General features: G+C 62.5%; 20 protein-coding genes and 1 pseudogene. 8 read left to right on the top strand and 13 right to left on the bottom strand.

Features of this window, described 5'->3' with window-relative positions:
• Window positions 1-44: 44 nt before the first annotated feature.
• Window positions 45-596, top strand: coding sequence for a YceI family protein (locus AB3G88_RS14500; protein WP_480450343.1), 552 nt, complete (start codon window positions 45-47; stop codon window positions 594-596).
• Here the strand turns inward: AB3G88_RS14500 and AB3G88_RS14495 are convergent.
• Window positions 593-1,483, bottom strand: coding sequence for a DMT family transporter (locus AB3G88_RS14495; protein ID WP_480450341.1), 891 nt, complete (start codon window positions 1,481-1,483; stop codon window positions 593-595). The two genes, AB3G88_RS14500 and AB3G88_RS14495, sit on opposite strands and share 4 nt — an antisense overlap.
• Window positions 1,484-1,573: 90 nt before the next feature.
• Here AB3G88_RS14495 and AB3G88_RS14490 point away from each other — a divergent pair, with 90 nt between their 5' ends.
• Window positions 1,574-2,899, top strand: a complete 1,326-nt coding sequence (locus tag AB3G88_RS14490) for an aminotransferase-like domain-containing protein (RefSeq protein ID WP_480450339.1) — start codon at window positions 1,574-1,576, stop codon at window positions 2,897-2,899.
• Window positions 2,900-2,913: 14 nt separating this feature from the next.
• Here AB3G88_RS14490 and AB3G88_RS14485 read toward each other — a convergent pair whose 3' ends face one another.
• The gene (locus tag AB3G88_RS14485; protein WP_099585350.1) at window positions 2,914-3,339 is read right to left on the bottom strand and encodes a nuclear transport factor 2 family protein; all 426 of its coding nucleotides are present in this window, start codon (window positions 3,337-3,339) and stop codon (window positions 2,914-2,916) included.
• A 247-nt stretch (window positions 3,340-3,586) separates the two neighbouring features.
• On the opposite strand from AB3G88_RS14485, the gene AB3G88_RS14480 reads away from it, so the two are divergent.
• The gene (locus AB3G88_RS14480) at window positions 3,587-3,805 is read left to right on the top strand and encodes a DUF6434 domain-containing protein (protein ID WP_112195578.1); all 219 of its coding nucleotides are present in this window, start codon (window positions 3,587-3,589) and stop codon (window positions 3,803-3,805) included.
• 163 nt (window positions 3,806-3,968) lie between these two features.
• Here AB3G88_RS14480 and AB3G88_RS14475 read toward each other — a convergent pair whose 3' ends face one another.
• Complete coding sequence (locus tag AB3G88_RS14475; protein WP_480450336.1) at window positions 3,969-5,675, bottom strand: amidase; 1,707 nt, start codon at window positions 5,673-5,675, stop codon at window positions 3,969-3,971.
• Window positions 5,676-5,731: 56 nt separating this feature from the next.
• Window positions 5,732-5,884 (bottom strand): annotated as a pseudogene (locus AB3G88_RS14470) (helix-turn-helix domain-containing protein); the annotation flags it as partial.
• 85 nt (window positions 5,885-5,969) lie between these two features.
• Between AB3G88_RS14470 and AB3G88_RS14465 the strand changes: the two are divergent.
• Window positions 5,970-6,275: a DUF2834 domain-containing protein gene (locus tag AB3G88_RS14465; protein ID WP_480450334.1), complete on the top strand. Its 306-nt coding sequence runs from the start codon at window positions 5,970-5,972 to the stop codon at window positions 6,273-6,275.
• A 123-nt stretch (window positions 6,276-6,398) separates the two neighbouring features.
• On the opposite strand, the gene AB3G88_RS14460 is transcribed toward AB3G88_RS14465, so the two are convergent.
• Genes AB3G88_RS14460 through AB3G88_RS14450 form a run of 3 tightly spaced genes read right to left on the bottom strand, consistent with a single transcriptional unit; the run spans window position 6,399 to window position 9,329 of the window.
• Window positions 6,399-7,322, bottom strand: a complete 924-nt coding sequence (locus AB3G88_RS14460; protein ID WP_150761276.1) for a sugar ABC transporter substrate-binding protein — start codon at window positions 7,320-7,322, stop codon at window positions 6,399-6,401.
• 37 nt (window positions 7,323-7,359) lie between these two features.
• A complete protein-coding gene (locus AB3G88_RS14455; RefSeq protein WP_480450331.1) occupies window positions 7,360-8,484 on the bottom strand; it encodes a phytanoyl-CoA dioxygenase family protein in 1,125 nt (374 codons plus the stop codon).
• Entirely contained in the window at window positions 8,484-9,329 is an 846-nt protein-coding gene (locus AB3G88_RS14450; RefSeq protein ID WP_480450329.1) for an SDR family oxidoreductase, read from the bottom strand. The genes AB3G88_RS14455 and AB3G88_RS14450 overlap by 1 nt, the downstream gene beginning before the upstream one ends.
• Window positions 9,330-9,452: 123 nt before the next feature.
• Here AB3G88_RS14450 and AB3G88_RS14445 point away from each other — a divergent pair, with 123 nt between their 5' ends.
• Window positions 9,453-10,478 (top strand): LacI family DNA-binding transcriptional regulator, encoded by a 1,026-nt coding sequence (locus tag AB3G88_RS14445; protein WP_099585343.1) that lies wholly within the window; start codon window positions 9,453-9,455, stop codon window positions 10,476-10,478.
• A gap of 35 nt (window positions 10,479-10,513) precedes the next feature.
• A complete protein-coding gene (gene iolG, locus AB3G88_RS14440) occupies window positions 10,514-11,518 on the top strand; it encodes an inositol 2-dehydrogenase (RefSeq protein ID WP_099585342.1) in 1,005 nt (334 codons plus the stop codon).
• 2 nt (window positions 11,519-11,520) lie between these two features.
• On the opposite strand, the gene AB3G88_RS14435 is transcribed toward iolG, so the two are convergent.
• Entirely contained in the window at window positions 11,521-12,681 is a 1,161-nt protein-coding gene (locus AB3G88_RS14435; RefSeq protein ID WP_112195566.1) for a GGDEF domain-containing protein, read from the bottom strand.
• A gap of 108 nt (window positions 12,682-12,789) precedes the next feature.
• Window positions 12,790-14,001, bottom strand: coding sequence for an MFS transporter (locus AB3G88_RS14430; RefSeq protein WP_099585340.1), 1,212 nt, complete (start codon window positions 13,999-14,001; stop codon window positions 12,790-12,792).
• A 96-nt stretch (window positions 14,002-14,097) separates the two neighbouring features.
• On the opposite strand from AB3G88_RS14430, the gene AB3G88_RS14425 reads away from it, so the two are divergent.
• Window positions 14,098-14,937, top strand: coding sequence for an AraC family transcriptional regulator (locus AB3G88_RS14425; protein ID WP_480450326.1), 840 nt, complete (start codon window positions 14,098-14,100; stop codon window positions 14,935-14,937).
• Here the strand turns inward: AB3G88_RS14425 and AB3G88_RS14420 are convergent.
• From AB3G88_RS14420 to AB3G88_RS14410, 3 genes are all read right to left on the bottom strand, one after another.
• On the bottom strand, window positions 14,912-17,470 hold the full coding sequence (locus AB3G88_RS14420; RefSeq protein ID WP_480450324.1) for a bifunctional diguanylate cyclase/phosphodiesterase: 2,559 nt from the start codon (window positions 17,468-17,470) through the stop codon (window positions 14,912-14,914). The genes AB3G88_RS14425 and AB3G88_RS14420 overlap by 26 nt on opposite strands.
• A 74-nt stretch (window positions 17,471-17,544) precedes the next feature.
• The gene (locus AB3G88_RS14415) at window positions 17,545-18,684 is read right to left on the bottom strand and encodes an MFS transporter (RefSeq protein ID WP_158877788.1); all 1,140 of its coding nucleotides are present in this window, start codon (window positions 18,682-18,684) and stop codon (window positions 17,545-17,547) included.
• Between the two features lie 44 nt (window positions 18,685-18,728).
• Complete coding sequence (locus tag AB3G88_RS14410; RefSeq protein WP_480450322.1) at window positions 18,729-19,751, bottom strand: alpha/beta hydrolase; 1,023 nt, start codon at window positions 19,749-19,751, stop codon at window positions 18,729-18,731.
• Window positions 19,752-19,917: 166 nt separating this feature from the next.
• Between AB3G88_RS14410 and AB3G88_RS14405 the strand changes: the two genes are divergently transcribed.
• Complete coding sequence (locus tag AB3G88_RS14405; protein WP_099585336.1) at window positions 19,918-20,832, top strand: AraC family transcriptional regulator; 915 nt, start codon at window positions 19,918-19,920, stop codon at window positions 20,830-20,832.
• Here the strand turns inward: AB3G88_RS14405 and AB3G88_RS14400 are convergent.
• Window positions 20,807-21,313 carry a GAF domain-containing protein gene (locus AB3G88_RS14400; RefSeq protein WP_099585335.1) on the bottom strand — a complete coding sequence of 169 codons (507 nt, stop codon included), beginning with the start codon at window positions 21,311-21,313 and terminating at the stop codon, window positions 20,807-20,809. The two genes, AB3G88_RS14405 and AB3G88_RS14400, sit on opposite strands and share 26 nt — an antisense overlap.
• Between the last annotated feature and the right edge of the window lie 34 nt (window positions 21,314-21,347).

Here is a 21,347-nt window from a genome sequence, read left to right as displayed (position 1 = left end):
CATGCGTCTGTGGGGGTACGTCCATTTTTTTTGCGGAGAATTGAATGAAGCGTCGAATGTTAGCCGTAGCCCTTGGTTTTATCGCCAGCGCCCAGGCCGTTGAGTACAAGGACGTCAACCACACCGCCAGCCAGATCAGTTTTACCTACGAGCAACTGGGGCAGCGGATGTATGGCACGTTCAAGGAGTTCGAAGGCACCTTGACCTTCGATACGCAGGCGCCGGGGGCGGGGCATGCGTTGCTCAAGATCCAGCTCGCCAGCATCGACGCCGGCAGCGGCGATACCAATGACACCCTGCAACGCGCGTCCTGGTTTGATACCGCGACCTACCCGGTGGGCGTGTATGAGTCCACCGGGGTCAAGGCGCTGGGGGATAACCGCTTCCAGATCAGCGGCAACCTGACTATCAAGGGCATCACGCGCCCGGTTGATGTGCAGGTGCTGCTCAAGGAGCTGGATGGCATTGGCGTGTTCGACGGCGAATTCATCCTTGATCGCGGCAATTTCAAGATCGGCGAAGGTGAATGGGCCGGCAACAGCGTGGTGTCCAACGACATCCATATCAAATTCAAAATGGTCGCGCCGCAGCGCTAGCGGGCGACCTTTTTCGCGCCGGCCACGCAGCCGATGACCGCCACTGTCACCAGTACCATGCCCAGGCTCACCTGCTCATGCAGCAGGCCCGCCGCCAGTGCCAGGCCAAAGAACGGTTGCAGCAACTGCAACTGGCCGACGGCCGCGATCCCGCCCTGAGCCAGGCCGCGATACCAGAACACAAACCCGATCAGCATGCTGAACAGCGCCACATAGCCCAGGCTCAGCCAGGCCGGGAGGCTGATGCCGGTGAAACGCGGCGGGGCAAGGATCAGGCTCAGCGGCAGCACCACCGGCAGCGACACCACCAGCGCCCAGCAGATCACCTGCCAACCGCCCAGGCTGCGCGACAGCTTCGCGCCTTCGGCGTATCCCAATCCGCATACCAGCACCGCCAGCAGCATCAGCACATCGCCCGCTGGTGACGCGCTCAAGCCTTGGGCCAAGGCATAACCCATCACCAACGCACTCCCCAGGACCGAAAACACCCAGAACACCGGCCGCGGTCGCTCGCCGCCGCGCAGTACACCAAATACCGCCGTGGCCAGGGGCAGCAGGCCGATAAACACGATTGAGTGCGCAGAGGTCACGTATTGCAGGGCCAGCGCGGTGAGCAGGGGGAAGCCGATCACCACGCCCAGTGAGACGATCACCAGAGGCACCCATTGACCGCGTGCGGGGCGTTTCGCCTTGAGCTGCCACAACAGAAGCAGCCCCAATGCGGCGGCGATGGCGGCGCGGATCATCGTCAGAAACACCGGATCGAATTCCATGACCGCCAAGCGCGTGGCGGGCAGTGAACCGCTGAAAATCACCACGCCGATAAAGCCATTGATCCAACCCTGAGTGCTGCTGTCCAGGGCGCTGAGGGGAGACGTACGTTCCATGAGGGCTGTCCGGAAAAAGAAAAGTTGCGTGGCGCCCATCCTAGGATCGAAGATTAAGACAATCAAAAAATTGTCATGGATACACCGCCAATGCCCCGCGCCCGCTACAAGTCACTGGTCGACAGGTTTGCCGAAGACATCCGCAGCGGGAAAATGCCCCCCGGCATGCGTTTGCCCACCCATCGCCAATTGGCCGCCGACCACGGCCTGGCGCTGGTCACGGCGAGCCGCGTGTACACCGAGCTGGAAGCCATGGGCCTGGTCAGTGGGGAAACCGGGCGCGGCACCTTCGTGCGGGAGATCGCGTTACCGCCAGGGCAGGGCAGTGGGCAGATGGCCATCGCGACGGGCATGCTCGACCTCAATTTCAATTACCCCTCGCTGCCCGGTCAGGCCGACTTGCTGCGCACCGCGCTGCGCCAGTTGGCGCTGTCCGGCGACCTTGAAGCGCTGCTGCGTTATCAACCCCACGCCGGTCGCCTGCATGAGCGAGCCACCATTGCCCGTCACTTGCTGAGCCGAGGGCTGACGGTGGCGGCCGAGCAGGTGCTGGTGGTCAGTGGTGCCCAGCATGGGTTGGCGGTGGCGATGATGGCGTTGCTCAAGCCAGGGGATGTGATCGCGGTGGACGCATTGACCTATTCGGGGTTCAAGGTGCTGGCAGAGACCCTGCACCTTGAAATCGTCCCGATTCCCGTCACCGCCAGCGGCCCGGACCTGGCAGCTCTGCGCAACCTGTGTGGCAAGCGCCCGGTGCGTGCGGTGTACAGCATACCGACCCTGCACAATCCGCTGGGCTGGGTGATGGGCATTGAGCAGCGCGAGCAACTGGTAGCCATCGCCCGCCAGCACAACCTGATGATCATCGAAGATGCGGCCTACGCGTTTCTGGCCGAGGACGCACCGCCGCCCTTGGCCAGCCTGGCGCCGGAACGCACGGTGTATGTGGGCGGGTTGTCGAAGAGTGTCGCCACCGGGCTGCGGGTGGGGTTTGTCGCCGCGCCCGCTGCGTGGATGAAGGCGCTGGAACGCACCATCATGGCCACCACCTGGAACGTGCCCGGCGTGATGAGTGCGATCGCTGTGGCCTGGATCGAGGACGGCACCGTCGCCCAACTGGAAGCACAAAAGCGCCAGGATGCCCAGGCTCGGCAAGTCTTGGCGGCGCAGGTGCTGAGGGGGCTGGCCTACACCAGCCACCCGTCATCGTATTTTCTGTGGCTGCCTTTGGCGGAAGACGCCCGCGCTGACCAAGTCGCCATGACCTTGCAGCGCGAGGGCGTCTCCGTCTCCACCGCCGAGCCGTTTGCCGTTTCAGCCCACGTGCCCCATGCGTTGCGTCTGGCATTGGGTTCGGTGGACATGCCGGCGCTGCGCGAGGCGTTGCACAAGGTGCGCAGCGTAGTGGCGTGGTGAGCCTACGCTTGCCTTCAGAATTTAAACGCCTGGCGACCGATCAATAGCCAGTGGCCTTTCTGTTTCTGCCAGACTTGGAAGTTTTCGATGTCGGTGGGTACCTCCACGCCACTGTTCACCGCCTGGGCGTGAAAGTGGTTGCGCACCAGCGCCGTGTCGCCTTGCAGCGTGATGGTCTGTTTTTGCATTTCCAGGGTCTTGAAGCCGCTGCGACCGGTCTCGATATCGGCGATGAACTCCTGTTTGTTCTGGATCTTGCCGCTGGAGTGGCCGTAGGTGAGTTGCTCGGCGGTCAGGGCCTGAAGCTGCTTGATGTCTTTATGCAGCATGGCTTGGGTCAGGTGATCGACCGCTTGGGCGACGTCTTTGTCGGCAGGGGATGCGGCCACGTAGCCGCTGAACAGGCAAAGAAAACCGATCAGTAGTTTGACGTTTTGCATGGATGTTTCCTTATTGTTGTTGGGGATGTAGACGACAGCTGTAGTCGTCGTACAACCATGCAATATTTCCTGTGACGAGGGAAAGTGAAATTTCGAAATATCCTGAAATTATTGGGCATCTAAGATTGAATGCGCTTATACGATGTCCCAACACATTGAGTTCTTTGAGTTGCCTGGTTTTGGTGCTTCCTCGGAAACAGGCGCATCGCTATGCTAACGCCGACACCTCACCTGCCCGAGCGAAAAAATGGATTTTGACTGGCACAGCGACCCCATCACCCGCGCCACTCCCGTGACCGCGCACTACAAAAACACCCAGAACGTGCGCCGCTTCATGTGTGAGCACTGCGGGCCGAGCTTCAAATTCGACCGACCCTTCATGGCGTGGATTCGCAACGAGACCCCCAAGACCCTGGGTGACGTGGTGGATGAGTGGCAGCGCCGGAACACTGACAAGCATCCATAAGCACGGCAATGTGCTGCCGACCTTTTAAGACAAAGCCAAGCAACTGACACGCCGAAGATCAAAATGTGGGAGGGGGCTTGCCCCCGATGGCAGTGGTTCAGTTGGAGCAGCTTTGACTGACACTCCGCTATCGGGGGCAAGCCCCCTCCCACGGGGTGAGCCGTTAGTTGTCTGCCAGCGGCGGGGTACGCGGCGGAATCAGGCGCTTGCTGCCCGTTGCCTCATACGCGGCCGCAAGGTGCAACAACGCCGAGTCATCATAGGCGCGCCCGGCAAACGTCAGCCCCACCGGCATGCCGATGTCCGCCATCACGCCCATCGGCACGGTGACGGTAGGTACGCCCAGGTGGCGGATGGCGAGGTTGCCGTTGGCCACCCAGATGCCATTGCTCCAGGCGATGTCCGCGCTGGCTTCATTCACATCGGCATCGGCCGGGCCGACGTCGGCGACGGTGGGGAACAGCACCGCGTCGAGGCCGAGCTTGTCCATCCAGTCTTCCAGGTCGATGCGCCGGGTTTGCTCCAGGCCGCGCAGGCCGTCGGGCACGGTGCTGATTTCATTCCAGGGTGTGATGCCGCGCTGGGCCATGCGCACGTATTCGTCCATGCCGGCGGCGAGGTCGTCTTCACGGTTGGGCAGGGTGCCGGGGTCGTGTGGGAAGATTTTTGGGCCGTCCACATCCGCCAGGCGGTTGAGCGTTGGGTCGTCGTTGGCGCGCAGGAAGTCATCGAACGCCCAGGCGGACAGTTCCCACAACTCGTCGTGCAGGAATTCCTTGGACACCAGCCCACGGGTGAACACCGTCGGCGCGCCGGGGCGATCGCCTTCGCAGTTGGACACCAGCGGGAAATCCACCTCGATCACTTCGGCACCCGCTGCTTCCAGCGCCGTGCGGGCGTCTTTCCACAGATCGATCACGCTGTCACGGGTGTTGATCCGTTGCCCGGTCGGGCCGCCGATGCCGGGCTTTTCGCTGGTGCCGGCGTCGGGGTCGGCATTAATGTACATACGCGGTACGCCCAGGCGTTTGCCCGCGAGGGACTCTGCCGTCGCGGCCAGTTCAGCGTAAGACGCCGGGCGCACTTCGGCGACGCGGGGGATCGGCACCCAGGGTTGCAGGCGCCACAGGTCGCCACGGGTGTCGGGGTCTTCGGCGACCACCACATCGAGCACTTCCAGCAGGTCGGCCATGGTGCGCGCATAGGGCACCACCACATCCATGGTTGGCGTCAGCGGCCAGTTGCCGCGCACCGAAATCACCCCACGGGACGGGGTGTAGGCGCACAGGCCATTGTTGGACGCCGGGCCACGCCCGCTGGACCAGGTTTCTTCCGCCAGGCCGAATGCCGCGAAACTGGCGGCGGTGGCAGTGCCCGCGCCGTTGGACGAACCGGAGGCGAACGGCGCGGTGAGGTACTCAGCGTTATACGGGCTTTCGGCACGGCCATACACGCCACGCTGCATGCCGCCATTGGCCATCGGCGGCATATTGGTCTTGCCCAGGCAGATAGCGCCACCGGCGCGCAGGCGTTCGATGGTGAACGCATCGCGATGAGCGACGAGTTTGGCAAAGGCCGGGCTGCCCGAGGCCGCCGTCAGGCCCTTGACCAGGTAGCTGTCCTTGGCGGTATAGGGAATGCCATCCAGTGGCCCCAACGTTTCGCCCCTGGCCCGGCGTGCATCGGACGCCTCGGCTTCTTTAAGCGCTTCGGGGTTGCGCACCACCACGGCGTTCAACGCGGTAGCGGTCTGCGGGCCGTCGTAGGCCTCGATCCGTGCAAGGTAAGCCTGGACCAGTTCAACGGCAGTGGTCTGGCCGGATTCAAGCGCAGCGCGCAATTGGGCAATGGAGACTTCGGTAACTTGCATGACGTTTTCTTCGCCGCCTTAAGTTGAGGTATGGCCGCAGTCTACGTACAGATATTTCACAAAACCAGCGCCGAATAGTCCGCGAAGGCGGCGCGCATCACCCGCCAGGTCGCCTCGTCAGCGGGAATCAGATGCTCGATGCGCAGCGAGGTGAGGGTGATGTCCTGGGGCATGCCGAACGCGGTGAAGGTCGACAAAAAGGATTTTTCATGGCCCTCGCAATGACCTCCAAGGTCATTGCGAGGGCCAAACCTTATCGCTAAGGTGGGGCTCGATCACTTCAAGGAAGACATCATGCCAAGACCCTCGATTGCCCTGGCCGCTTTGCTCGGGTTTTCCCTCTACACCCTGTTCACTCTGTTGACTGCCGAGCAATCGTTATTGGCTTTTGGGCAGCAATTGCTCTCGCGGCCCGACACCGCGCAAGTGGTGATCGACCTGTACCTGATGGCGATATTGGCGTGCGTATGGATGTATCGGGATGCGCGTGGGCGAGGGCGCTCGGTGTTGTCGGTGGTGCCGTATTTTTTGCTGACGGCGGTGTTTGTGTCGGTGGGCCCGTTGCTTTACATCGTGCTGCGGGGGAGGAGGGAGCAATGACCGTCCAAAAAATTCCAGGCTGGTATGAACACTCTGCGGCGTTTCTCTGACTTCTGTGGTGAGCGAGCTTGCCTCGCGCGGCAAGCCCGCTCACCACAAAAGCCCCTTACTGACCCAAATCTATCAAGGGTTGAGGAACGCCTGGTAGTTGTCCTTGGTGATCTGCTGGTAAGGAATGGTCAGCTCAGCCTCGTAGGGCTGTTTTTTCACCATCTTCACCGCCAGGTCAATCGAACCCACCGCTTGCCCCTTGTTGTCCTGATACGCCGTCACCAGCAACTGGCCTTTTTTGACCGCATCCAGCCCGGCCGCGCCGCCATCGCTGCCGGCGACCAATATGTCCTTGCCCGGTTGCATGCCCGCCTGGCTGATCGCCATGGCCGCGCCTATCGCCATTTCATCGGCATTCGCCGCCACCGCATCGATTTTGCGGCCCGAGACAATCCAGTTGTTCATCAGGTCAATCGCCTTGCTGCGCTGCCATTCGGCGCTCTGCTCCTCGACGATCTTGATATCGGGGTAGTCCTTGAGCACGTTCTTCACGCCCAGCGTCCGGTTGTGCGTGGCGTTGTTCGACAGCAGCCCCAGCATGATCGCCAGGTTGCCCTTGCCGCCCATTTTCTGCGCCAGATAACGCATCTGGATTTCGCCGGCCTTGATCTCATCCGAGCCTACGTACCCCACGCCCGGCGGAACATCCTTGAACTCCGGACGACGGTTGACGTACACCAGCGGGATCTTCGCCTGCTGGGCATTCACCGTCATTTTCTGGGTGGCGGCGGTGTCCACCGCGTTGACGATGATCGCGTCCATGCCTTGTGCGGTGAAGTTCTGCACCTGGTTGAGCTGGCGCACCACATCGCCCTGGGCGTCTTCGAACTGAAGGGTTACACCGGGCAGTTCCTTGGCGTGGGCCGCCATGTAGTCACGCATTTGCGCGAGGAACACATCGTCGACCTGGGCGATGCTCACGCCGATCCGTATATCGGCCAGGGCCCAAGGGCTGACAGCCAGGGTAAACAGTGCGGCAAGGAGTTGCTTCTTCATGATGGTGCTCCGCTGTTTTTGTTGTTGTTAAAGCGATTCATGCCTGACGCTTGGCCCGCATCTGCGCCACGGCTGCGGCGAAGTCCGAATAGGGCCAGCGTTCGTTGAGCGCTTGTTGCATCAACTGTTGCCCGGTTTGCGGGGCCAGGCCCTGCAACGGTGGGTCGGTGTCGAGGTTGGTAGGGAAGGAATAGCCATCGGCCGTGCAGGCAATCACGGCCTGGGCATCCAACGTTGGGTTGGCCAGCAATGCCGGATAGACCGCCAGCATCATGCGGTCGCGGTCGAGGGCTTCCATCGGTTTGCCGAATGCCGAGGAGATTTGCAGCAGGTTGGCCATGCGATGGCGGTCCGTCGTGCGGTTGGTGCCGGCGGCATGGAACAGCGCCGGGTTGAAGAACAGCAGGTCGCCCTTGTTCAGGGGCAGTTGCACGGCGTGCTGCTGGAAGTAGTCGATAAAATCTGCGCGACGCCACGCCAAATAGCCCAAGGCGTACTGCTGGGAAAACGGCAGCAACTGGGTTGGTCCGCTTTCCAGCGGCATGTCGGTGTGGGCCACCGCGCCTTGCAACGTCAGGTATTGCGACAGCACGTGCAGCGGCAGAGGAAAGCGCTCCACCACGTCGTTGGTCTGGAAGCCCAGGTGGTAATCCCGGTGCGGCTGTTGCGCCTGCCCGCCGGGATGCACCACATTCACTTGGGCCGTGACTTGGTAACTCGGCCCCAGCCACGCTTCGGCAATCAGCCCCAGCAGCGGGTTGGCGTAATACTCGACAAAAGATTGCGGCGACGCTAACGCCGCTTTTTGCAGCGAGTTCCAGATACGCCCGTTGCTACCGGCCTTGGCAAAATGATCGGCGGCCACGCCTTGCGCCGCCTCAGTGGCGAAGATCGCCTCGAACAACTGGCTATGGCGGTCCACCACGTCCAGGTCCTCATAGGCCTGGCGCACCACCATCACCCCCGGTCCATCGCGGAACAGGCGGTGCAGTTCATCCATTACCGCGCGGCGGTCGCTGTTGCGCAGGGTGTGGGCCCGATAGATCGGCACATTGCCGACTACCTCGGCGCACAGCGGATAATCCTTGGCATGGGCCTGTTGCGAGCACAGCCGCTGGAAGTCTTCCAGGCGCACCGCTTCGGCGCTGACGAATGCCGACATCACACACCTCCCGACAGGCTCAGGGCCTGATGCGGTTGCGGGCTGCAGCCGTCGGTACAACCGACCACGCCTTGCTCCAGATCGATCACCGAACCGGTCATCATGCCGGACTCGCGGGACAGTAAAAACGCCACGCTCTGCGCCACTTCCCCGGGCTTGAGCAAGCGTCCGAACGGTTGCGCACTTTCGGCCTTGGCCAGCCAACCGTCCTGGGCACCGTGGTACTGGCGCTGGATATCATCCTCGTGGGGCGTATCCATCCAGCCGATATTCAAACCGTTCACCCGGATGCGGTTGCGCAGGGCGCTGAACGCCACGTTCTTGGTGAGGATCGCCAGGGCCCCCTTGGACGCCGCGTAGGCACTCAAAAACGACTGCCCGCCATGCCCGGTGACGCTCTGGATATTCACCACGGCGCCTTCCACGCCATTGCTGATCATCAGTTTGAGCGCTTCCTGCATCAGGAAAAACGGTGCCCGCACATTCACCGCAAACAGCCGCTCGAACAGCTCCGGCGAGGTGTCGAGGATGGTGCCGCGGTCCGACATCCCCGCGCAGTTCACCAGCCCATGCAAGGTGCCGAAGTGAGTGCGTGCCGCGTCGATGATCGCCCGGCAATCCTCGACTTTCTCCAGGTCCGCCTCGACAAAAATTGCCTGGCAATCCAGTTGCGCCAGTTGCCGCACTTGCTCTTCACCCTGGGCACGACGACGGCCACAGATGATCAGCCCGGCGGCGCCGCGTCGTGCCAGGGTGTGGGCCACCGCCGCGCCCAGGCCTTGGGTGCTGCCGGTGACGACAAAGTACTGGCCGCTGAACGAGGTGGCGAGATCGGTGTTGGGCATGAAGTTCTCCTGGATTTGTTGTTGTTTTCATCGCCCGGCTCGACGGCGGGCAAAACGGAGACTAGCATTGCAAAACCTCAGTAACGCCCAAATAAGACCTCAAAAACACCTCAGGCGAAACCCATGCTCGAACGTGCAAAACATTTCTCCATCAAGCAACTCGCGACGCAGGCCGGTGTGAGCAAAGCCACGGTCGACCGCGTGCTGCACCAGCGCGGCAGCGTGCATGCGCAGACCTCGCGGCGCATCGAGCAGGCGCTGGATGAGTTGGAGTCCCAGGAAAAAAACGGCCTGGCGGTGGGGCGCACCTTCCATGTCGACGTAATCATGCACACGCCCCAGCGCTTCAGCGCGGCGGTGCAGGCGGCGATCGTCGCGCAACTGGGCAGCCTGGCGCCGTTTCGTATTGCACCGCGCTTTCACCTGTTCGAAGAAATCGAGCCTCAGGCCATGCACGACCAGTTGCTGCGTTGCCTCGACACCGGCAGCCAGGGCGTGGTGCTCAAGGCCGCCGATGAGCCAGCGGTGAACCAGGCGGTCAAGCAACTGATCGCGGCGGGCATTCCCGTGGTGACCTTGGTGACGGACCTGCCGCAAAGCGAGCGCATCGGCTACGTGGGCATGGACAACCGCACCGCCGGCCAGACGGCCGCCTACCTGATGTCCCGCTGGCTGCCGGCGCAGCCCCAGGACGTGGCCGTGGTGATCGGCAGCGAACTGTTCCGTGGCGAAGAAGAGCGCGAGATGGGCTTTCGCGCCTGGTTGCGTGGCCGGGCGGCGCATTTGCGGGTGCTGGACATCAGCGGCGGCTACGGCGTTTACGACCGCACGTTCGACCGCGTGAGCCAGGCGCTAAAACAACATCCAGAACTCAAGGCGGTGTACAGCGTCGGCGGCGGCAACCGCGCAATCGTCGATGCCTTCGCCGCCCTGGAGCGCCCGCTGGAGGTGTTTATCGGCCACGACCTCGACGAAGAAAACCGCCAGTTGCTGCGCGAAGAAAAAGTTGCCGCGATCATCGACCACAACCTGCAGATCGATGCGCGCCATGTGTTCCTGCACATCCTGCAACACCATCGGCTATGGAAGGCCGGGCCGATTGCGCCGTCACAGGTGCAGATCGTCACACCGTTCAACCTGCCGGACTGAGTACTCCCTTTAAAAACAACATCAGGAGTTCAACCATGTTACGTATCGCTGTTCTAGGTGCCGGGCGCATCGCCAGGATCCACGCCGCCAACGTCGCCGCCCACCCCAACGCCACGCTGGTGCTGGTGGCCGACCCCTGGCGCGAAGGGGTCGATGCGCTCAGCACGCAACTGGGTTGCGAAGCGGCCTACGACTGCGCCGCCGTGCTCACCCGCAAAGACATCGACGCCGTCGTGATCGGCACCCCGACCGACACCCATATCGACCTGATGCTGGCGGCGGTGGCCGAAGGCAAAGCGGTACTCTGCGAAAAACCCATCGACCTCGACATCGCCAAGGCCCGCAGTGCCGCCCAGGCCGTGGAGCGCCAGGGTGGCAATGTCATGCTTGGCTTCAACCGTCGCTTCGACCCCGACATGCTGCGCCTGCGCCAAGCCCTCGACGCCGGCCAGATCGGCGCCGTGCGCCAAGTCATCATCACCAGCCGCGACCCCGGCCTGGCCCCGCGTGACTACCTGGCGCACTCCGGCGGCATCCTGCGCGACATGACCATCCACGACTTCGACACCGCCCGCCACCTGCTCGGCGAAGAACCCGTGGAAGTCAGCGCCATCGCCAGCCGCCTGGTCGACCCCACCCTGGAACAGATCGACGACTACGACAGCGTCATGGTCCTGCTGCGCACGGCCTCCGGCAAGCAATGCCACATCAACTGCTGCCGTCAGGCGGTGTACGGCTACGACCAACGCGTCGAAGTCTCCGGCGCCACCGGCGTCCTGCTCACCGACAACCACCGACCCAGCACCTTGCGCCACTGGGGGGCGGAGCACACTGAAGCGCTGGAACCGTTGCAGCACTTTTTCCTGGAGCGGTATGCGGATGCCTATCGCAATGAGCTGACCCAGTTCATCGACGCGCTCAACGACGGTCGCGAACTGCCCACCAGCGTGCGGGATGGGTTGTATGCGTTGCATTTGGCGGAGTGTGCGTTGGAGTCGGTGAGGACGGGGCGGAGTGTTGGGGTTAGTTACGATCTCTAGCGCTAGGTACTGACGCCGGTCCGATCCACCAACCGAATACTGTCCCGCCCACCCCGCTTGGACTCATACAACGTCGAATCACCTTGCTCGATCAACGCCGCCAGGCTTTCCGGCGGCTGATCGAACAGGTTGGCGCCGATGCTCAGGGTCACGGGCTGCGGGGTGCTGAAGCTCTGCGCGGCCAGTTGTTGGAACTGCCCGCGCAGGCTGCTGCCCAGTTCGACGATCTGCTCGGTCGACGCCGGGTTCAGCAGGATCACAAACTCATCGCCGCCCAGCCGCGCCGCCAATGCGCCTTGGGGCACGACGGCACGGATCATTTCGCTCAGGGCAATCAGCAGGCGGTCGCCAGCCGTGTGCCCGTGGAGGTCGTTGACGCCTTTGAAGTTGTCAATGTCGATCAGCAGCAGGGCGCCGGGTTGGGTTGGGGAGACCTGGGCCAGCAGGCGCGGGGCGCGCAGGTCAAGGGCGCGGCGGTTGTAGAGGGCGGTGAGTGGGTCGCGGGCCGCGAGGCGGGCGATGTGTTGTTCGCGGCGGTAGCGTTCGGAGCCGGTCATGGACAGGGCAATCAGCATGATTGCCATGGCGCCTTCGACCAGGGAGACCTGGATGATTTCGCCCTTGAAGGCGGCGAGGTCGATCAAAGTGCCGGGGATCACCACCGACAGTGCCTTGGCCACGTAAAAGATTCCGTGGAGCAGCAGCACGAAACGCAGCTGCACCGCGCCGACGCTCAGGGACCGGCCATGGGGCCGCAGCAGGAAACTGGCGCGCAGGGTGGGCAGGGCGACCAACAGCGATTGCACCGCCAGCATGGCCTTGGACCAGGACGGGTCGGCTGGCAAGGCGAGCATGGCGAACCAGATCACGGGCATCAGGACCCAGGCACGCGACACCCGCACTTGAGTAAACCGCGCTACGCCGAGCAGAAACAGGAAGTGTGCGGTCACCAGCAGACCGTTGGCGAACCAGATACCGATGACTAAAAAGCCATTGATGCGCAGCAGGGCCAAGGTGGAGCCAATGGTGATGGTGGCGAAACCGCTGCTCCACAACAGCAGCGAGGGCTCGCGCACGCTGCGCCATTCAACCAGCAGGTAAAGGGCGGCAGCGGCTGCCAGGGCAACGGTGAGTGCCAGAATCGTAGGAGGGTCGAGCGTCATGTCTTGCCGGGTCTGCCTGGTGTGCGTTCAAACCGGGATTGTAAGCGCACACGCAGGTTTTTCAGAGCTTTCTGGGTAATGGCACACAGCCAGCCGATGATCGGCCAGTCAGATCCCTTTGGTCGATGGCAACAGGACCGTCAGGATGCCCACCAGCGGCAGGAACGAGCACAGTTTGTAGACGTACTCGATGCCGTGGGTATCGGCGAGCAAACCGAGCAACGCCGCGCCAATCCCGCTGAAGCCGAACATCAGGCCGAAAAATATCCCGGCGATCATGCCGACGTTGCCAGGCACCAACTCCTGGGCAAACACCACGATGGCCGAGAACGCCGAGGCCAGGATAAAACCGATTACCACGCTGAGCACGGCCGTCCAGAACAGGTCGACATAGGGCAGGGCCAGGGTGAACGGCGCGGCGCCGAGGATGGAGAACCAGATGACTTTCTTGCGCCCGATCCTGTCGCCGATAGGTCCACCCGCGAAGGTGCCCACGGCCACCGCACCGAGGAACAGGAACAGGTACATCTGGGAACTCGATACCGACAGGTGGAATTTTTCAATCAGGTAAAACGTGAAGTAACTGGTCAGGCTGGTCATGTAGAAGTACTTGGAGAACACCAGCACTGCCAGCACCACCAGGGCAAACGTCACGCGGCCTTTGGACAAACCGTGGGTGGCTTTGCCGCCTTGCTTGAGCTTGAACAGGTTGAGGTGGCTGCGGTACCAGCGGCTCAAGCCGTACAGCACCAGGATCGCGAACACGGCAAACAGCCCGAACCAGGCGATATTGCCCTGGCCGTAGGGAATGATGATCGCCGCTGCCAGCAACGGGCCCAAGGCACTGCCAGTGTTGCCGCCGACCTGGAAGGTCGACTGCGCCAGGCCGTAGCGCCCGCCGGAGGCCAGGCGCGCCACGCGGGAGGTTTCCGGGTGGAAGGTCGACGAGCCCACGCCCACCAGCCCTGCCGCCAGCAGGATCGCCGGGAAGCTGCCGACAAATGCCAGCATCAGAATACCGATCAAGGTGCACACCATGCCGGCCGGCAGCAGCCAGGGCTTGGGATGACGGTCAGTGTGGTAGCCGATCCACGGTTGCAGCAGCGAGGCGGTCAGTTGGAAGGTCAGGGTGATCAGCCCCACCTGGGCAAACGTCAGCCCGTAGTTGGCCTTGAGCATCGGGTAGATCGACGGCAGCACGGCCTGGATCAGGTCATTGATCAAGTGCGCCAGCGCACAGGCGCCGAGGATGCGCATGACCAGGGGGCTTGCTTGGGGCGCAGGGGTGGCAGTGGCGGGTGACGCGGTGAGTGTCGACATGCAGGCATTCCATACAAGGCGGTGAACAGGGGCCGCCGATACGTGGTCGGCGGTCCATTTCAAATTGTTTCGGGGTTTATGCTAGATTCAGTAAAAATGTCTGTCTCACGAAATTCGGGCGGTAACTGTCGCAAAAAGGGCCAAATGATCAAATCACTGGATAAATTCCTGCAGGAGATCGACGAAGGCGAGTGGGCCGTGATCAGTTCGGCCACCGACTATCCGGAAAACTGGGTGATCCCCGATCACAGCCACGAGAAGCATCAACTGCTCTACGCGACCGAAGGGGTCATGGTAGTGCATTCGGCGCAGAACCATTGGACCGTGCCGCCCAATCGCGGCTTCTGGATGCCCTGCGGGCACGTGCATTCCCTGCGCTGTGTGGGCCCGCTGAAAATGCGCAGCGTGTTTGTGCGCCCCGACAGCTTCCCCAATCTGCCCACCGAAACCAAGGCGGTGAGCATCTCGCCGCTGCTGAGCGAGCTGATCAAAGCCTCGGTCAGTCTCAAGCCGCCGTATGCCGAAGATTCGCGGGATGCGCGGATCATGCACCTGATCCTCGACGAACTGGCTGACCTGCCCGCGTTGCCGTTATCCCTGCCGCAACCGGCCGACCCGCGGATCCAGCGGATTTGCCTGGCGCTGCAACAGGATCCGGGCGATGCCTCGACGGTAGCGGACTGGAGCGAGCGCCTGGGCCTGGATCAGAAGACCATTCAGCGTCTGTTCCGCAAGGAAACCGCCATGACCTTTGGCCAATGGCGTCAGCAGGCGCGGCTGCTTCTGGCCCTGGAACGCATGGCGATCGGGGAGAAGATCATCGACGTGGCGCTGGAGCTGGGCTACGACAGCCCGAGCGCCTTCACCAGCATGTTCAAGAAACAGTTCGGCAAGACGCCGAGCCTGTTCTTCAAGCAGGGCCCAGCAAGCGGTTGAACGCGTCGATATCCAGGGGGCGGCTGAGGAAGTAACCCTGGCCCTCGTCACAGGCCACGGCCTTGAGCATCGCCAGGTGTTCGGCGGTTTCGATGCCTTCGGCGGTGACCGTCAGCGCCAGGGCGCGGCCCAGTCCGACGATGGCGTGGATGATGGCTTGGTCGTCTTCGCTGTCTTCCAGCCGGGTCAGGAAGCTGCGGTCGATCTTCAAACCATCGAACGGGAACGCACGCAGGTAGCTCAGCGACGAATACCCGGTGCCGAAATCGTCCATGGCAATGCGGATGCCCAGTTGCTTGAGGGCGCGCATCACGTCCAGCGCACCGCCCGCGTCTTCGAGCATGACGCTTTCGGTGATTTCCAGCTCCATCCGCGCCGGGTCGATCCCCGAGACCTGCAAGGCGTGGCGCACGCGTTCCATCAGGTTGCCGCGCTTGAACTCGGTGGGCGACAGGTTCACCGACACGAACAACCCATCCGGCCACTGCGCGGCACAGGCGCACGCGGTTTCCAGCACCCAATCGCTCAGCGACAGGATCAAACCTGACTCTTCGGCAATCGGGATAAAGGTGTCTGGCGCGATCAGGCCGCGGTCCGGGTGTTGCCAACGCACCAGCGCCTCGGCGCCGACCATCTGGCCATCGGCAATGCGATAACGCGGCTGGAAGTGCAGGCGCAATTCCCCATGCGTGATGCCGTAGCGCAGATCACTCTCCAGGCGACGACGCTCGATGATCCGCGCATTCATCTCGCCGGAGTAAAAGCGCCAGGTATTGCGCCCAGCGGACTTGGCCTCGTACAGCGCGATGTCGGCGTAGCGCAGCAGTTCGGTGACGGCGCTGGCGTCATTGGGCGCCAGGGCAATGCCGATGCTGGCGCTGATAAACACTTCCTGCTCGTCGATGCGGATGGCCCGCTCGATGGAAGCGATCAAGCGGCGGCACAGGTTTTCGACTTCGTTCAGGGTGCCGGCCTCGCTGAGGATCAGCACAAACTCATCGCCGCCAACCCGCGCCACGAGGTCGCCGTGGCGCACGCAATCGGTCAGGCGGCTCGACACTTCGTTGAGCACACGGTCGCCGGCGGCATGTCCGAGCAAATCATTGACCGGCTTGAAGCGGTCCAGGTCCAGGCTGAGCATCACCACGGGTTGCTCAAGGGTCGGCAGTGCCTTGAGCTTGGCGTCGAGGAAGGCTTGCAGGCGCGTGCGATTGGGCAGCCCGGTCAGGGCGTCGTGCTGGGACAGGAACTCGATGCGTCTGCGCGCCTCGACCTCTTCGGTCACGTCGGTGGCCGTGCCGCGAAACCCGCCGCACGGCATTTCCCGCGCGGACAGTCGGGTGGTGCGCTCCAATCCTTTGGCATCCACATACAGGCATAGCACGCTAAGGTCCGGGCGCCTGCCGGGCGTGCACAACCACTGTGACAACAGCCCGTCTTCGGTGCCCAGCAGGTCATTCATGGCTGCGCCGATCCATGCGTCGCGGGCCAATCCGGTCACGCTTTCGAAACGCTCCGACAGGTAGGTGAAACGCCAGGCGGCATTGATCTCCCAGACCCAGTCGGAGCTGGCTTCCACTACATCGCGAAAGCGCGCTTCGCTGGTGGCCAAGGCATTCTGGCTGGTTTGCAATGAACTATGACTGGCATCCAGGGCCAGGGCAGCGGCGGTGCTGCGGCGCAAAATCATCCACGTCATCAGGCACACCAGCAACGCGGCCAGGCCCAGCAAGGGCAGGCCGACACCAATCAAGCGCCGTCCGGGCTGTTCCGGCTGCCAGTACAGGCTGCCGGCGCTGCCGTGGTCGCCGAGGGGCAGAAACACGCCCTTGGCGATGTCGTCAGGGCTGGCGATGTGCAGGTTGTCCACGCCAAAGTCATTGCCGATCCGGCCCAGTTTGGCGCTGTCGAGAATGTCGACGAAGATCAGCACCGAGGCTGGCCGGCCATCCGTAACCACAGTGGGGTCGGTGCCAGGAGTGATCGCGGCGGCGGCCACCAGCGCCGGGCTGCCGCGTACGTTGATGAACGTGCTCACGGGGGTTTCGTCGTCGGCACCGGCGCGGGCCTGTTCGAGAAGCTGGGTCAGGGGCTGGTCGAGCCATTCGCTGATTTCAAAGGCTTGCAGTTCGCCCTCGACCACCGCGTAGACGGTGCGGTTGGCGTCGTTGACCACAAACAGGCCTTGAAAGCCGAAATCATGGAACAGTGTCGAGCCGATATTGCCACGGGCGTAGGCCCACTCCTTGTCGACCTCGATATGCAGGTGCCTGTAGGCATCGCTCCAGAATGCGTAATCCTTGACCGTCACCCGCATGGCTTTTTCCATGGACTGCATGGCTTTGCGGGTATGGAACGCGCTTTCGGCCTGCTCGGTGTGGTCCAGCTCATGGGCAATGTAAAGCAGCGAGTAAGCCGCTGCCGCAAAGACAACGGCCAACAGGACCATGAAGTTGAATAGTGACGTGCGCGTCAGCGACAGGCTGGTACGGGTGGACAGCGAACGAACGATCGGAGCGAGAGAGTTGGGCATTATTTCGCGCAGGGCCTCGCTGCATGTCAGGGGTATGACAGCTTATCGGCGGCCCTGGAAAAAGGTTGAGCGCGTCAGGCGGTGCTCAAGCGCCCGGCGCGATAACTGACCCGGCGTGCCGCCCACGCCAGCAACGCGGCCACGCACAGCAGCGTCGCACTCAACTCAAACGTCGCCTGATAACCACTGATATCAAACACCACGCCTCCCACTGTGGCACCTGAAGCAATCGCCAACTGGATGATCGCGACCATCAAGCCGCCTCCAGCCTCGGCATTGTCGGGCAGGGTGTTTGCCAGCCAGGTCCACCAGCCCACGGGGGCGGCGGTGGCGACCAGGCCCCAGAGTCCCAGCAGCAGCGTAGTCATCAAGGTCGAGCTGCCGAAAGCGACCAAGGCCAGGGCGATCAACGCCATCAGCAATGGGATAGCAATCAGCGTGGGGTACAGGCTGCGCTTCAAAAACCGTTCGATCAGGAACGTGCCCGCCAGACCGGCCAGGCCGAGTACCAGCAGCATCAGCGATAACAGGGATACGCTGACTTGGGTGACGGTTTCCAGAAACGGTCGCAGGTAGGTGAACAACATGAACTGGCCCATGAAAAACACACTCACGGCGAGCATGCCGATGGCCACCGGCGGGTGTTTCATCAGGCGCAGCACATTGGTGGTCTTTGCGTCGCCGTGGGTTTTGATCGACGGCAGGCTGATCAGCAGCCACACCACGGCAATCACTGCTACCGGCACCACGCAGAAAAACGCGCCACGCCAGCCGATCATCCCGCCGAGAAAGCTGCCGAGCGGCGCGGCAATCACCGTTGCAAGGGCGTTGCCGCCGTTGACCATGGCCAAGGCACGCGGCACTTGGGCTTCGGGCACCAGGCGCATGGCGGTGGCAGCCGACAGGGACCAAAACCCGCCAATGGCCACGCCGATCAGCGCACGCCCCAGCATGAAGATCAGGTAATTCGGCGCAAGTGCTACCACCGTCCCGGACACGATCATCAGCAGGGTCAGTGCCACCAGCAGGCGCTTGCGATCCACCCGGGCCGCCACGGCGGCAATCACCAGGCTGGTGAGCAAGGCAAACAGCCCCGACACAGAGATGCCTTGACCGGCCTGTCCCTGAGTGATGTCGAGGTCAGCCGCCAGCGGTGTCAGCAGGCTCACCGGCATAAACTCCGAGGCGACCAATGTAAAGGCCGCCAGGGACATGGCGAGCACCGCGCCCCAGCGCGGTGCAGTCGAGTGACCGGGCTTCACTTGAGGTTGTTCTTGAAGAAGGCGGTGAGCTGGGCGAATGGAATCAGGTTGACCCGGTCGTACAGATCCACATGGCCCGCATTGGGGATGATGAGCAGTTCTTTCGGTTCGGCCGCACGCTGGTAGGCGTCCTCGCTGAACTCGCGGGAGTGGGCGTTGGCACCCGTAATCAACAGCAGTGGGCGCGGGGAAATCGTCTCGATGTCGTTGAACGGGTAGAAGTTCATGAACTTCACGTTGCTGGTCAGCGTCGGCATGGTGGTGGTCTGTGGCGATGCACCGGCAGGCGTGACTTGGCCGCGTGGGGTGCGGTAGAAATCGAAGAACTCGTCACCCACCGGGTCGCCCGTCAGCATGAGCGGCGAGCCGCTGGTGTAGAGGGTTTCGCCGCCCTGGAATTCCACGTAGCGCTGGTTCGCCGCCTGCAGCAGGATGTGCCGGCGCTGTTCCAGCGTGACGCCGTGCTTGAGCCCGTTGCGGTTGGCCGCGCCCATGTCGTACATACTGACGGTGGCGATGGCCTTGAGGCGTGGGTCGATTTTTGCGGCAGCAATGGCAAAGCTGCCGCTGCCGCAGATACCGATCACGCCGATGCGCTCACGGTCGACCATCGGCCGGGTGCCGAGGAAGTCCACGGCGGCGCTGAAGTCTTCGACGTAGAGGTCGGGCAGCACCGCATTGCGCGGTGCACCGGCGCTTTCGCCCCAGAACGACAGGTCCAGGGACAGTGTGACGAAGCCCTGTTCGGCCATTTTGGCGGCATACAGGTTGGCGCTCTGTTCTTTGACGGCGCCCATGGGGTGGCCGACGATGATTGCAGGGTTTTTTGCGCCAGCGGCGAGGTTTTTCGGCACGAACAGGTTGCCGGCAACCTGCAGGCCGTATTGGTTGTTGAAGGTGACCTTTTCGACTGTCACCTTGTCGCTTGTGTAGAAGTTGTCAGCACCGTTGGACATATCGGCTCCCAGAGCAGTTAACGACGTCACCAGCAAACCCAGGGCAAGCAAGAGGCGTTTCATGGGTGGATCCTTGAAGGGGTTGGTCCGTACATTTTCCCGGTGTGTCCGTAGGTTCTGTAGTGCGTTGCGCTGGATTACTTGCCTGATGCTCTGAGTCTGTGGGTTTGCCGGGGACGCCATGGGCTGTGCGGGGTACAGTTCGTGAACCAACGAAAAAGGGCGGGTTATGAAGAACAATCTGGACGCGCTGATTCACGCCATTGCTTCGCGCATCGGCGCACCTGGGGACAGCCCCATGCCAATCCCAGGCCTGGGGTTTTATCGGCGCGAGCAGCCGTGCACGCCGGTGGTGTGCATGGTCGAACCGAGCATCGTGCTGGTCGCCCAAGGTCAGAAGCAGTTATGGGTAGGCGGCGAAGGGTATCCGTATGACACGTCGCGCTTTCTGGTGACGTCGCTGGATATACCGGCCAATTCCGAAGTGCTGCAAGCGAGCCCTGCGCGGCCGTGCCTGGGGCTGACCTTCAAGCTGGACCTGCGCATATTGGCCGAGCTTATAGCCCAGAGTGAGTTGCCGCCCAAGCGCGAGCGCTCTGCGCTGAAGGGGGTCGGCATCGGTGTGGTCACCGAGGGCATGCTGGCGTCATTTGCGCGGCTGGTGGCGTTGCTCGATGAGCCCGAAGCGATCCCGGTCCTCGCGCCGTTGATCCAGCGCGAAATTCACTACCGGCTATTGCAGAGTGACCAGTCGGATCGACTGCGCCAGATCTGTTCGGTGGACGGGCAGGGGTATCGCATCGCCAAGGCGATTGACTGGCTCAAGCTCAATTACGACGCGGCACTGCGCGTTGAAGACCTGGCGGCGCGGGTGCAGATGAGCGCGGCGACTTTCCATCATCACTTTCGCCAACTCACGGCAATGAGCCCATTGCAGTATCAGAAGTGGCTGCGCTTGAACGAGGCGCGCCGGTTGATGCTCAACGAGCATCAGGATGTGTCCAGCGCGGCGTTCAAAGTGGGCTATGAAAGCCCGTCGCAGTTCAGCCGCGAATACAGCCGGCTGTTTGGAGTGCCGCCCAAGCGCGATATCGCCGGGTTGCGCGGCAAGCCTGGATTCAGCGATCGCTCTGCGTCAGGTTAGCGAAAAAAATGCAGCCGATCAGCCGCGCAAACAGGCTCAGGGTTTCTGGCAGGTTGGGGTCGTCAAACAGCATTGCCTGTGAATCCAAGGCACACAGCGCGCCGAACAGTCGGCCGTCGGGCAGGAAGATCGGCGCACCGGCGTAGCTTTCGATGGCGAACTGCTTGACCACCGGGCGGGCGGCGAAGCGGCCGTTTGCACTGACTTGCGGGATGAACAAGGTCTGGGGGTTGATGCAGAACTCGCTGCACAGGGTGGTTTCGAGGTCGAGCACGTCGTCCACATGGATCCCCATTGCCATGGGGTCGTGGACCGAGCAGACCACCCATTCCAGATCGGTGAACTTGGCGATGCCGGCAAAGCGCATGCCGGTCAGACGGGTGACCAATTGCAGGATGCTGGTGGTGGCTTCTATTTCGGCGATGGCGGCGCGTTCGTCTGCGCTGAGTAACGATTGTGCTGAGGTGACGCTGGGAAGCATGCTGAACACTCCAAAGGCGTGGTGGCCTGGGCCA

The sequence above is a fragment of the Pseudomonas arvensis genome, assembly GCF_056688935.1.
The sequence above is the reverse complement of the archived record's forward strand: the minus strand, read 5'-3'. Positions and strand labels throughout refer to the sequence as shown.